General features: G+C 43.7%; 12 protein-coding genes. 9 read left to right on the forward strand and 3 right to left on the reverse strand.

The genetic code is table 11. From position 1 onward, the window contains the following. The first annotated feature begins 96 nt into the window (after window positions 1-96). From AWH61_RS18665 to AWH61_RS18680, 4 genes are read left to right on the forward strand one after another with little or no spacing between them, the layout of a single operon-like run. Complete coding sequence (locus AWH61_RS18665) at window positions 97-648, forward strand: hypothetical protein (RefSeq protein WP_075177890.1); 552 nt, start codon at window positions 97-99, stop codon at window positions 646-648. A 3-nt stretch (window positions 649-651) separates the two neighbouring features. After that, on the forward strand, window positions 652-2,418 hold the full coding sequence (locus AWH61_RS18670; RefSeq protein WP_075177891.1) for an OmpA family protein: 1,767 nt from the start codon (window positions 652-654) through the stop codon (window positions 2,416-2,418). Between the two features lie 12 nt (window positions 2,419-2,430). Continuing rightward, complete coding sequence (locus AWH61_RS18675; protein ID WP_014950729.1) at window positions 2,431-2,916, forward strand: Rab family GTPase; 486 nt, start codon at window positions 2,431-2,433, stop codon at window positions 2,914-2,916. 9 nt (window positions 2,917-2,925) lie between these two features. Continuing rightward, on the forward strand, window positions 2,926-5,046 hold the full coding sequence (locus AWH61_RS18680) for a putative bifunctional diguanylate cyclase/phosphodiesterase (RefSeq protein ID WP_014950730.1): 2,121 nt from the start codon (window positions 2,926-2,928) through the stop codon (window positions 5,044-5,046). Between the two features lie 77 nt (window positions 5,047-5,123). Here the strand turns inward: AWH61_RS18680 and fghA are convergent, their stop codons facing one another. Then, the gene (gene fghA, locus AWH61_RS18685) at window positions 5,124-5,966 is read right to left on the reverse strand and encodes an S-formylglutathione hydrolase (RefSeq protein WP_075177892.1); all 843 of its coding nucleotides are present in this window, start codon (window positions 5,964-5,966) and stop codon (window positions 5,124-5,126) included. 113 nt (window positions 5,967-6,079) lie between these two features. On the opposite strand from fghA, the gene yihG (AWH61_RS18690) reads away from it, so the two are divergent. From yihG (AWH61_RS18690) to AWH61_RS18700, 3 genes are read left to right on the forward strand one after another with little or no spacing between them, the layout of a single operon-like run. After that, window positions 6,080-6,994, forward strand: coding sequence for a 1-acylglycerol-3-phosphate O-acyltransferase, YihG family (gene yihG / locus AWH61_RS18690; protein WP_039231212.1), 915 nt, complete (start codon window positions 6,080-6,082; stop codon window positions 6,992-6,994). Further along, window positions 6,991-7,884, forward strand: coding sequence for a 1-acylglycerol-3-phosphate O-acyltransferase, YihG family (gene yihG / locus AWH61_RS18695; RefSeq protein WP_014950733.1), 894 nt, complete (start codon window positions 6,991-6,993; stop codon window positions 7,882-7,884). Before yihG (AWH61_RS18690) ends, yihG (AWH61_RS18695) begins: the two co-directional genes overlap by 4 nt. A 3-nt stretch (window positions 7,885-7,887) precedes the next feature. Further along, window positions 7,888-9,225, forward strand: a complete 1,338-nt coding sequence (locus AWH61_RS18700; RefSeq protein WP_014950734.1) for a mechanosensitive ion channel family protein — start codon at window positions 7,888-7,890, stop codon at window positions 9,223-9,225. A gap of 76 nt (window positions 9,226-9,301) precedes the next feature. Here the strand turns inward: AWH61_RS18700 and AWH61_RS18705 are convergent, their stop codons facing one another. Next, a complete protein-coding gene (locus AWH61_RS18705) occupies window positions 9,302-9,493 on the reverse strand; it encodes a hypothetical protein (protein WP_014950735.1) in 192 nt (63 codons plus the stop codon). 346 nt (window positions 9,494-9,839) lie between these two features. Here AWH61_RS18705 and AWH61_RS18710 point away from each other — a divergent pair, with 346 nt between their 5' ends. Both AWH61_RS18710 and AWH61_RS18715 read left to right on the forward strand, forming a co-directional pair. Continuing rightward, complete coding sequence (locus tag AWH61_RS18710) at window positions 9,840-10,670, forward strand: DUF2884 family protein (protein ID WP_075177893.1); 831 nt, start codon at window positions 9,840-9,842, stop codon at window positions 10,668-10,670. Between the two features lie 166 nt (window positions 10,671-10,836). Further along, complete coding sequence (locus AWH61_RS18715) at window positions 10,837-11,649, forward strand: NAD-dependent epimerase/dehydratase family protein (protein ID WP_075177894.1); 813 nt, start codon at window positions 10,837-10,839, stop codon at window positions 11,647-11,649. Window positions 11,650-11,764: 115 nt separating this feature from the next. Here AWH61_RS18715 and AWH61_RS18720 read toward each other — a convergent pair whose 3' ends face one another. After that, window positions 11,765-13,186: a sodium-dependent transporter gene (locus AWH61_RS18720; protein ID WP_014950738.1), complete on the reverse strand. Its 1,422-nt coding sequence runs from the start codon at window positions 13,184-13,186 to the stop codon at window positions 11,765-11,767. Window positions 13,187-13,244: the final 58 nt, after the last annotated feature.

The following is a 13,244-nucleotide window of genomic DNA, read 5'->3' on the forward strand; positions in this document are numbered from 1 at the left end:
ATAAAGTAATAACCATAATTATTAGCACAGACAAAAATGTGATTGCAGCTCATTAGCGTGTTCAACGCAAAGAACTGCGCCTTCCGGAGACATTTTATGGCGGACAAGAAGCCGAAGGATCAGCAAGCGCAAGACGTAACTCAAACTGAAGGCGCGCCCAAACCAGCAGACGAACTTGCTCAACTTAGAGAAATTTTGTTTGGTCAAACAAACCGTGCATTCCGTGCAGATCTTTCTGCGTTGGAGTCACGGGTTAACGACAGCTTCTCTAAACTGAATACGCATCTTGATAATCAGTTTAACGATATACGTAAGCTTATTGACCAACAGATCACAGAATTATCGAATCAGTTGGCCAGTGCTAACGACAACCACAGTAACGTGCAAGAGCAACTTCAAAACACCACTGACAAATTGCAAAGTGAATTGGAGATAGCGGAAACTGCTGCAAAGAATGACAACGATGCATTGGAAGCTCATGTGGTTAAAGAACTAGAGTCGCTTGATAATTTATTTAGTAGGCGTCACCAAGAGCTGTTAGAGAAGCTTCAGCAGGTTACCAGTGAGCTTTCAGAAAGTAAAACCGATAGAAAAACGTTGGCAAACTTACTTTCGACTATGGCCACCAACCTCGCTACAGATCATTAATTAATGACTGAAAAAGTGCCGCCGTCGGAGCTATCTGACAACTCTCTAGACAAAGTCAGAGAGCTACTCATTGGAAGGGACGACAAGTTCGTTCAAGAAAAGTTGAATCGCGATGCGAAAGGCATCGTGACAAACGTCGTTTCTGAAGCGCTCTTTGAACGCGAAACAAAGGACGGCTCGGTTAACAAAGTACTTGTTACTCTTGTAGAGAAGTCGCTTCACCGCTCTATAGAAGCTAATAGCGACAAGATTGTTGGTACACTTTATCCCTTGGTTGGCACGCTTGTAAGAAAGGCGGTATCTTCATTTCTTGTTGAGTTTGTCGAGCGCACTAACGCTCTTATCGAAAACAGCTTAAGTCCCAAAAGCGTATCTTGGCGATTCAAAGCTTGGCAGTCCGGAGTCAGGTATTCTGAATTTGTCGCATCTCAAATTTACCAATACCAAGTCCAACAGCTGCTGGTCATTCATCGAGAGACCGGCACGCTACTTCACAGCATTTCTTCAGATCCTGATAAAGAAAAAGACGCAGACTTAATTTCGTCAATGCTAGTGGCCATTAATGACTTTGTGGCAGATGCGTTTGGCGTTACCAGTACCGAGTCAGAAAACGAGCTCGGCGAGATAAAAACGGAAGACTTTACGCTGCTAATAAAAATTGGGCCACAAGCGCTGCTTGTTGCTGCGGTTACGGGCAGTATTCCTCCAGAAGTACGCGGAAAACTTCAACAGGCGTTGGAAGACTTTCATCAGTTCTATCAACAACCGTTGCTCACTTATGAAGGTGACAATGCGCCCTTCGACGGTTGCGAAACCATTCTTTCAGACTGCTTAATAAGCGAAAGAAAAGAGGGTGAAGGAAAAAAATCAAACCGATTAATAGGTGCACTAGTGCTTCTGGTGATTTTTTTCGCACTTGCAGTGCTGTCTTTTATGCGTTTGTCGCTAAGCATCTTAAAAAGCGACTTGCACGAGCTTTCCCCTCCACCTGGCATCATAGTAACTGATACTTATGTTTCCAATGGGAATGTGCACGCTAAAGTCCTTCGCGACCCAGTCGCTACCAGCATCGAACAATGGTTTAGCGATAATAACATCGATGCAGAAAGAGTTACTGTTATTGAAGAACCCTTTGTTTCTTTAAAACCAAGTGTGGTTGAACGCAAACTTGAAAAGCTCGTGAGCGACTATCCACTCAGCGAATCAGAAAGCCTATTAATTAAAAAAGGTGATGACCATAGCTTTATTATTTCAGGAACCGTATTCACCCCAACCGCAATTAACTTTACTCAGCAAATAAACGCTATTCCTGGTATTTCGACAGTTAACGTTGATACCACCGCGCTAAACGTCAAAGCAGCCTATCAAATTGACAATGCTGAGCTCCAGAAGGCTGCATTGAACCGACTAGTTAATAAGGTTTCCTCACAAAATGTACTTTTTGCTACTAACCAAGAAGCGCTTTCTGAAGTACAGTTAGCAAAATTAGAACCTCTGGCAAACGACATAAAACAATTGTTAACCCTTGCTGACAAGACAAAAACTGTTGTCAGTATTGTTGTAATGGGTGCCAGTGATAATTCAGGCTCAAGCGCACGAAATCGCGCATTGAGTCAAAAACGAGCAGAGAATGTTGTGAATTCATTAATTTCACTTGGCGTAGAAAGTGATATTCTTATACCTGTAAGCTTAGGAGAGCTACCATTGCAGAAAGCATCAATGGGACGTTCAGTCATGTTAAACGTTTTAATATCCAGTGAGCAGCAGTAAGGAAGCTTTGCAGTGATACAGAAAAAAGTATGTATTTTAGGGCCCACTGGTGTTGGCAAAACAAGCCTGATAAAACAGTTCGTTGAAGGTATTTTCTCCGAAAAATACAAGACCACTATTGGCGTAAAAATAGACAAGAAACAAGTCAATAAAGACGGACGCGGCGTTCAGCTTCTACTTTGGGATTTAGAAGGTATCGACAGATACTGTGGCTTCAACCCTCGCTACCTTCGCGGCGCAAGCGCCTACATTATTGTAGTTGACCAAACTCGGTCTCAATCCTTGCTTGAAGGCATGGAAATTCTAGAACTCGCACGCGAACACTACCCCGATATCCCCGCATTTTTTGTTGTAAATAAAACCGATCTCCCCACAAGTTGGCACTGGAGTGAGGAAGAACTCAATTCTTACGCTCAAAAATTCGCTTCACTAACGAAGACCAGCGCAAAGACCGGTGAAAATGTAGAGAATTTATTCAGTACAATTGCGTTTTGGTAGGAGATTGCCATGGATATTCATTTATTAAATGCATTAGGCATTACTAACTGCGCGCTATTTAGGTGTAACTCCGAAAGCGACATTGAATGCTTAACGCCAGAACTTCCATGGCTAGCAAATGTTGTGACTATTGACGAAAACAACAAACTGCAAAAGAAGCATATCCCCTCCATTTTTTTAGACGACTTTTTTCTCGATGCCGACGAGGTATGGAAAGGCGAAACGTCATTTACGCTTTCATCTGGCTTTTGGACGGAGCACAATGAGAGCCAAGTACTTCGCTTAGAAGCATTGGCGATTAATAGCGAATCGGGTTCTCGCTATCTGGTCGTTAAAAACGTAGAAGAGCAATTTGACGAAAAACGTAAAACGCTGCAAGCCGCGCGGGAATTATTGCTAAGCCATCACGAAATTGTAGGTCAGCATGAGTATATTAGGCACAAATTAAATGGTGTTTTACGCAAGAACACCCGACTTCAAAAGCTCGTTCCGCCCATTCAGCAAGCTATTCACAACCTGGAAACCGGCGTTGTCATTTTAGACGACAAAGGCGGATTGATATTGGACAACAAAGCGTCTCATAGATTGCTGCTGTGTAATAGCACAACGCCAAGCTCTATTCGCGTCAACGAGCTTCTTACTGATATTGATGCGCCGGCAACGTTTCTTCCCGCACTGGTGCAGCGAAAAGCCCCCTGGCAAGGGGAGCTTTATTGGCAACCTGTTGACGATTATGGTGTGTGGCTTCAGGTTACCATTCACCCTGTATTACAAGGGGATGAGTTAACCCATTGGGTTTACCTACTTACCGATATTACCCATATCCACAATAAAGAAGAGAGCGTATTAACTGCCAGTGGAATGGACTCGTTAACAAAGGTAGCCAATCGCAATTTGTTTACCGATACAGTAAGAAGACTGGTTCAGGAAGAAATCGCATTCAAGTTGTTCATCATAGATATATGCGACTTTAAGAAGATAAATGAATCACTTAGCTATCAGTCGGGTGACGAGATCCTTAAATCGTTCGCACTGCGACTGCAGACCTTTGTCGGCAACAGCGGGTTTATAGCGAGAATAGGCAGCAATGAGTTTGCATTGGTGAAACGTGAAGATACCTTTAACGAACTTATCAGTGCCGAGTATATTGAGCAGCTAGTCAAAAAGCTCACTCAAACCTATACCGTTCTCAATGGCAGCGAGCCGAATTTAGGCATAAATATTGGCGAAGCGAACTTTCCCCGACACTGCCCGTCAACCGAATCACTTCTTCAGTGTGCTGACATCGCCTTGCAGGCCGCTAAATACCAAGGTCGCAATGTGGTACTTACCTACAGTGAAGAACTACACAAACAACATCATGCAATTAGCGAGCTTGAGAGTCAGCTACGTTCTGCCATCGAAAACAATGAACTCAAACTCTTTTTGCAGCCTATTGTCGATTTAGAGACTGGCAAAATTGTTAAATGCGAGGCATTGGCAAGATGGATAACGCCGGAAGGTAAGTTTATTTCCCCAGAAGTGTTCATTCCTCTTGCTGAAAAAAGTGAACTCATTTTCCCTTTCGGCGAGTGGCTTATCAATGAAGCTTGTGATGCTATAGAAGCGTTAAAGGCTTCTAATTTAGACATTAGGTTGGCCATTAATATCTCTGGCCGCCAAGTGTCAGATTTAGCACTACTAAACCAAATTAAAAACGCATTGGAAGATCACCAACTCCCCGGCTCAAACTTATCTATCGAGTTAACCGAAAGCGTGTTTGTGGAAAGCTTGGATACCGTTTCAGTATTACTCAACGAGCTTCGAGCAATGGGGATCACCGTGTCGATTGACGATTTCGGTACAGGTTTTAGTTCACTGGTGTATCTGAAGAAACTGCCTATCGATGAGCTTAAGATTGACCGTTCCTTTGTCAGTGAACTTGAGAAAAACACCGACGACCAAGCTATCGTTCAGGCTATTCTTGGACTGGCGAGCAACTTAAACATTAAGATTATTGCAGAAGGTATTGAAACCCAACAGCAGCAACAGTTTTTGCAAAATCATCGGTGTGCTTATGGTCAGGGTTACTTATATCAGCGCCCCGTTGCCATACCTGAATTTATAACTTTAGCGCAAAAGCTAAAGTAAGCTTAAGCAAAGCTTCACCAGCCATAAACAAAAAAGCCGGAGTACGATCCGGCTTTTTTACAGCTTGTATTTTACGCTTAAATTAGCCCCATGTGTCCTGCATGGAACTCCAAGTGCTCTTCAATAAATGATGCAATAAAGAAGTAACTATGATCGTAACCTTCATGCATGTTAAGCGTAAGTTGCGTATCTGACTGTTGCGCAGCATGAACAAGAGACTGAGGTTTCAGCTGCTCGTGCAAGAACTCATCTTTTGTCCCTTGCTCTACTAGCAGAGGTACGCTGTGTGTTTTGCTTGCTAATAGCAACGAGGCGTCGTAATCCTGCCATGCCGCCTTGTCATCGCCTAAGTATCGACCCAAGGCTTTCTCGCCCCACGGACAATCTGAAGGATTTGAGATAGGGCTAAAGGCCGATACCGATACAAACTTATTAGGATTACGCATACCAATAACTAAAGCACCGTGTCCGCCCATTGAGTGACCGCTAATAGCGCGCTCTTTGGTTACAGGGAACTCGCTTTCAATAAGCGCAGGTAGCTCGTTCACAATATAGCTATACATTTTGTAATGCTTATCCCACGGCGCCTGCGTAGCGTCAACGTAGAAGCCTGCCCCAAGGCCAAAGTCATAAGATCCTTCTTCGTCATCTGGAACGTTTCCGCCACGGGGAGATGTATCGGGCGCTACAATAGCCATACCTAATTCCGCCGCTAGCTTCATTGCACCGGCTTTTTGCATAAAGTTCTGGTCGGTACATGTCAGCCCTGACAGCCAGTAAAGCACGGGCACTGGCTTTTCTTTCGAGGCGAAAGGGGGAAGAAAAATTGCGAAGGTCATATCGCATTGTGTTGTTTCAGCTTTATGGGTATAGCGTAAATGCCGTCCCCCGAATGCTCTATTTTCGCCAATAAGCTCCATTTCAGCTCCTTAAATACGTAAATTTGCACCTTTATTGTGGAATCAGTAAAGGCTCTATCGGATTTTAGATCAAGTTCGTTTACACTAAGCGCCTAATTTTTGAGGTAAGTACAATGGTAAAAGCACTGTTGCATCATATTGTTGGCACTATTTCGGTCATCTGCTATTTCGTCAATACGGTAGTGTGGTCAACGCCTATTTTCATATTGGCTATTTTTAAACTTATACCTATTGCGCCGTGGCGACGATTCATTTCTTATTTACTCGACGCATGCGCGACTGCGTGGATCGGCGTTAATAACCTGAATCAGCGCATCAGCGGACGCACCAAATGGCAAATAAACGGACTAGAAAAACTCACTCGAGATGATTGGTATCTCGTTGTTGCTAACCATCAATCTTGGGTCGATATCTTAGTTCTTCAACGTGTATTTAACCGAAGAATCCCATTTTTGAAATTTTTCCTCAAAAAAGAGCTTATCTATGTTCCCATTTTAGGTCTGGCTTGGTGGGCACTCGATTTTCCATTTATGCGCCGGTATTCCAAATCATTTTTGGCTAAAAACCCGCATTTGAAAGGAAAGGATATGGAAACCACGCGTCAAGCGTGTGAGAAATTTAGGAATAAGCCTGTAAGTATTATGAATTTTGTTGAAGGCACCCGCTTTACGCAAGCCAAGCACGACAAGCAGGCCTCGCCTTTCACTCATTTACTTAAGCCTAAAGCAGGCGGCATTGCATTCGTTTTATCTGCGATGGGCGATCATTTGCATAAGCTTATTGATGTCACAATTGATTATCCGAACGGCGTACCGTCTTTCTGGGACTTCGTTAGTGGTAAGGTTCGTGATATTCGTGTGAATATCAACGTAATGCCCATCAAAGACATTATGGAAAACGGCATTTTCAGCGACAATTATTTTGATGATCCGCAAGTTCGAGCCCGTTTTCAGACGTGGTTGAATGAACGCTGGCATGCCAAAGATCAACTTTTAGATTCACTAAACGCAACACAGAAACCATTATGATTCGCGCAGTACTCGCTCCTTTTATTTTCGTATTACATACTTCACTACAAATCCTCAATCTTGCGTTGTGGGGAGGCTTAATTATCTTACTGGGTTTGGTAAAACTTATTATGCCTAACGGAAAGATAAGAACGGCATGGAATAAAGTGATGCACGGGCTAATGTTTAGCTTCGGACGGGTCAGCGTTCTCATGATACGCTTGTTTAACCGCGTCGATATTGAGTGTTCGGTACACGGCGAACTGTCAAAAGACCGTTGGTATCTGATTATTGCCAATCATTTAAGCTACCTCGACATTATTCTGCTCATTGAATTCGCAACGAACCGCATTCCTGCACCCAAATTTTTCCTTAAGAAAGAGCTTATTTGGCTGCCATTTGTCGGACTGGGTGCCTGGGCACTTGATATGCCGTTTATGCACAGATACACCCGTGCGTATTTAGAAAAGCACCCAGAGAAAAAAGGAAAGGATCTCGAAACCACCAAAGCGTATTGTGAGAAGTTTAGAACGGTGCCCACAACGGTCATTAACTTTGTAGAGGGAACTCGATTTACTTCATTGAAGCATCTGTCAAAGCAAAGTCCCTATGAAAACCTCCTGCCCCCCAAAGCCGGCGGCGTTTCCTTTACGCTCTCAGCTATGGGCGAATTATTTACCAACGTGTTAGATATCTCGCTGCTTTACCCGGAAAATAAGCGTCATCCTATGATGGCAATGCTTAGCGGTCAGATGACAAAAATCGTGATCGATGTGAACGTTACGCCGGTACCTGAATTACAACAGCATTCAGAACGCACTGAGTCTGAGTTTCGTCTTTATTTCCAAAACTGGTTGAACGGTCTATGGGAAAATAAAGACAACCGTATAAAGAAAATGTTGGAGTCGTAATTAATGGAAGTCAGTGCTTCAGTACGCGATAACTTTATTCACATAGTTAATGATATTTTCCCGAATCTTACTACTGAAGATCCGCTGTATAACGTCATCGCACTAAGTAGTATTTTAGTGGTGTCGGCGGTAATCTATATTATCGCAAGGCTATTGGTGCGCCCCCAGATAGCCAGTTGGGTATACAAATCCAATAACCTCTGGGACAACGCCTTGCAGCAGCACGGATTTTTCCGTCGCTTAATGCACCTGTTTCCTGCCCTGTTTATTTACTTAACCACACCGGTACTTATTAGCGATGAAGCCGTGATGCACGGTATGGTGATAAAGAGCGCTCAGCTATACATGCTATATAGCGGCCTTCTTGCCTTATATGCCATGTTGAGCACAGTGGAAGACGTTTATAACGCCTCAGCGCTTGCTAAACGCGCACCTATCACTGGCTTTATTCAAGTTACCAAATTGGCATTTGCTATTGTCACCATACTATTAAGTATCTCTTTAATTGTAGACAGAAGCCCGCTACTTATTGTGTCTGGCTTAACCGCCATTGCCGCTGTTTTACTATTGATATTCAGAGACACCATTCTGGGCTTTGTTGCCGGCATTCAAATAGCCGCTAACCGCATGTTTAATACGGGCGACTGGATTGCCATGCCTAAGTATGAAGTAGATGGTGAAATACTCGAGATAGGCCTTACCAACGTCAAAGTACAGAACTGGGATAAAACCATTTCTACGCTGCCGACTTACAGCCTTACTACAGAAGCAGTTAAGAACTGGCGCGGTATGCAAGAGTCTGGCGGACGCAGGATTAAGCGCGCCATTTATATTGATGTGCACTCTATTAAGCTCTGTGACAACGATATGCTAGAGCGCTTTTCGAAAATTCGCTATATCAACGAATATATCGATAAGAAGAAAAATGAGCTCCGCGCTTATCACCGAGATTACTCCATTGATGAGTCGGATCTGCTAAACAGCCGTCGCCTTACCAACATCGGCACTTTTAGAGCTTATTTAGAGGCATACTTGCGCAAGCACCCGGATATAAACCAAGAACTGACCCTAATGGTTAGGCAGCTACCGCCTAATGAGCTTGGTTTACCTTTAGAAATTTACTGCTTCAGTGCACAAAAGGAATGGGTGAGGTACGAAAAAGTACAGGCGGATATTTTCGACCACGTTATGGCTATGCTGGATTTGTTCGATTTACGCGCTTATCAACGTGATGGACATTTGTCGCTGCTTGCCCATCGCGAACAAAGCGCTTATAGAAATAGTCCCGAAAGCGACAATGCGCCTGAGGATGCTCAGGAGAAGAGCGAACCTAATCGATAAGGCAGTGATGAATAAAGACTTGTTCAAGACGAAAAAAAACCGGCTGAGATAGCCGGTTTTTTTTAATGCTTATCGCTTAAGCCAATGCGTAGGCCATCAGTAAGCAAAGTACTAAACCAGTAACGCCAAAAAAACCGTACTCGATTTTTTCCTGCATACCTTCAGCACCTGCTTTAGCAGTCATAAAGCCCATAACGATGCTGCTTAGCCCTAGCGTAAAGGCAATTAGCGCAACACCAAACATAATTGCATTAATCCAATCAGCCATTGTGATAACCCCTTAAAAATATTGGCGGTATTATGCACCAATAAATAAGATTTAACCATGCTTGGATTGGCTTAAATGTACCGCTATCGGTATTAATTGATCTTAGTCAAAACTACTAATTAGTTGGTAATCTCACTAAATAGTGTATTTAGCAGAGCACAGAGAAATCATCAAATATTACTAACCATTTGAAAGATATAGACTTTAAATATTGGCAAGGCCATTGCTCTACCTTAGGTATAACAGCGAGTATCGTTAGCGTCTATCTGACAGTGACACTACAACGCATTGCAGTTTGCTTCGAGCACTTTCGTTAACGCGTCACACGTAAATTAAGGAATGAACAATGTCTAAGAAACTATTACTTTCAGTTGCCCTTACCAGTGCTTTAATGAGCGGCCACGCATTTGCGCATGACAGCAGCTTTCAAAACAACAGTTGTGACATGGAGCTTGATGGTCATATTCAATATTACCAAGGTGATCTAACGGTACAGATGGACAATGGCTCAGTGATGACGATTGACTCCCATCACAATATGAGCATTAACGGCGAACCAGTATCGCTTGACAGCGAACAACAGCGCTGGGTAAGTGAATATTACAACAACATTGATATCGCCATCCCTATGACCTTGAATATCGCCAGTGAAGGGCTGCAAATTGCCAACGTGGCAGTGACTGAAGTATTTACTGAACTGTTAGGCGGCGATCAAATGGGTGACGATTTTCGTGAACTGTTCGACTCACTTGAAACCAAACTAAACACTTCATTCTATGATGACGCAGGCAATATTCGCGTTGATTCAACTAAATTCGATGAGCCAGGTTGGTTTGACGAAAGCTGGGAGCAAGAATTCGAAGCGCAAATTGAGTCTTTAATCAGTGAGTCTATGGGTAGAATACTTATTGCCGTAGGAACACAAATGTTGTGGGAAGGCGGTGATATGTCTGAGTTTGAGCAAAAGATGGAGCGCTGGGGTGAAGATTTAGAATATCGCTTAGAAAGCCAAGCGGCTGCGCTAGAAGAAAAAGGCGATGCATTGTGTAAGGTACTGAAGAAAGCGGATTATGCCGAAGGCAAAATGCAGGCATCCATATCTGGGCTAGATGACTTGAACCTGCTAGATATTGATCAAGACAACCACCATGACCACAACGACGAAATGAAAATGTAGTTGGAGCATTTAGCTAACTAAACGCGCAAAACGAAACGACTTGCAACTCTAACCACTCACCTTAGAAAACCGACTGTAACCCAGTCGGTTTTTCATTTTTACAGTTAACGACAACCGCCCTCCAATTAATGTACTCTTAAACCCTAAACAAAGGGGTATTTAATCGATGACTCAAAATGTAGTAATTAGTGGCTACGGCTGGTTAGCCAGCTATGTGGGCAACGCACTTTCAGGCAAGGTCAATATTGTTGGCACCACTCGAAGCCAACAGAAACGTCTCGCGTTAAAAGACCAAGGTATCACCGCAATTGAATATGCCCTGGGCGAAGATACATCAGCGCTTTGTAACCATTTGCCAAACGCTACCTTGTTGCTAAATATTCCCCCTGGCAGGAGAAACACAGATCTCGCGTCATACACCAACAATATGCTGCAGTTGATAGACGCAGCCATCAGCGTAAAGGTGGCGCATATCGTGTTTATCAGCACCACGTCGGTTTACGGCGATGCAACAAACGAGGTAGTGTCCGAAGTTAGCACTACACAGCCGCAAACAGCCTCGGCCAAAGCCCACGTGACTATTGAAGACTATTTATTGTCTAAGCGAGGTAAGGTTGATATCAGTATTGTTCGCCTAGCCGGTTTAGTAGGCCCAGACCGTCACCCCGCCCGCTCGTTAAGTGGAAAACAGTTAGATGCAGGAAATAAGCGAATAAACCTTGTACATGTGTACGACATTGTATCTGCGCTGACGACCATCATTTGTGGCAAGCCGCTTAACGATGTTATTCACCTTTGCAGCTTGTCTCATCCTAAGCGCGGTATTTATTACGTGGATGCAGCGAAGGCGATGGATATTGATGCTCCTCGCTTTTCTGATACTGAAGCAGAACCTGCTGGCAAAGTGATTGACGCCGCACAAAGCTGGGCAAGGCTAAATATTACACCAGAGTATAGCGACCCCTATCGCATGTTTTAGGCTTTACACTTAGTGTAAAATACACACTCTGACACAAACAAAAACGGCAAGCTTTAGGCTTGCCGTTTTTAAGTTGAGCTCACTGCTAGCTCACGTCATTTCTTGTAAAACCTGACTATCCGAATAGGCTCAACCCGAAGTATTTTACCGCTACCGTGTTTACAAAAATCACGAGTAAAATAAGCGGAATAAAGGTTTTAAGCGAAATATCCACGTACTTTTCAAACCAGCTGCCTTTGTAACCACTGCTGCCCTCTTCCAAAGAAGCATTGAAGTTTGCACTCTTCCAACGATAAATAACAAACAAACAAATTAGCAAGCCGTTTAAAGGCAAAATCGTGTCGTAGAACACATCGTAAATGACATCAAACAGTGATTTATCTGCGCCAGCGTAGTGCATAAAGGACGTAAGCATATCAACTTTACCGAATGACAACGCACTTAGGATGGCTAGCAAAATCATAATACTTCCTAGCGACCCAAGCGCCCATTTACGGCTTACACCTTTTTCATCCATAAGCGCCGCAACAGGTACTTCAAAAATAGACACTAGCGACGTAATTGCCGCAAAGAACACTAATAAGAAGAACAAGCTAGCGACAATCGATGCGCCCATATATCCAATCGAATCTTGTAACGCTAGAAAGATACTAGGTAGATAAGTAAAAATCATACCCACTGACGATTCACTTAAATCATCAGGGTTAATGTCTGGGTTAAAAGAGAAGATGGCAGGAAGGATCATCAAACCCGCGGTGAACGCCACGGCCGTGTCTGTTAACGCCACCAGCTTGGCAGCGCTCGGTACATCTGCACGCTTATCAATGTAGCTACCATAGGTAATAAGAATACCCATACCCAACGATAGAGAGAAAAAGGCCTGCGATAGCGCACCATTCACCACTTCAGCAGTGATTTTTGAAAACTCAGGAACGATGTAGAACTCAACGCCAGCCATCGCATTTTCGCGGGTTAATACGAAGATAACGAGACCGATAAGCATCACGAAAAGCGCAGGCATGAGCAGCTTTGCCGCTTTTTCTATCCCTTCTTTTACACCGCCTTGAAGGATGAGGTAGACCACACCAACAACGGCCGCCATATATAAAAAGATGGCTTCTGAGTTAATAAACAGCCCAAAGGTTTCTGGGTTAGCTAACTTGTCTAGATTTCCGCTTACTGCTTCGAACAAATAGCCGAAAAGCCACACAGTAATAACCATGTAGAAAACGGCAATCATGAACGGCGTAGCAATAGCTAGCCACCCCGCGACTTTCCATTTCTTTTCATTACCGCTTATATCACTGTATGCACCAAGCGGGTCTTTTTTAGCATGGCGACCAACTGACATTTCCGCCAGCATTACCGGTAAACAAATGGCAAAAACGAAAATAGCGTACATTAAAAGAAATGCACCACCGCCATTTTTAGCTGCACCGACAGGAAACCCTACCAAATTACCTATGCCTACCGCAGAACCTGCAGCAGCCAAAATAAAACCTATGCGCGATCCGAACTGTTCTCTGGCCCCGCTCATATCCCTTCCTCTTGTTGAGTTATTGTTATAGCAGTTCGCCGTATCACGCCTTGTGATG

This window comes from Alteromonas sp. W12 (assembly GCF_001924945.1).
Taxonomy (GTDB): Bacteria; Pseudomonadota; Gammaproteobacteria; order Enterobacterales; family Alteromonadaceae; genus Alteromonas; species Alteromonas macleodii.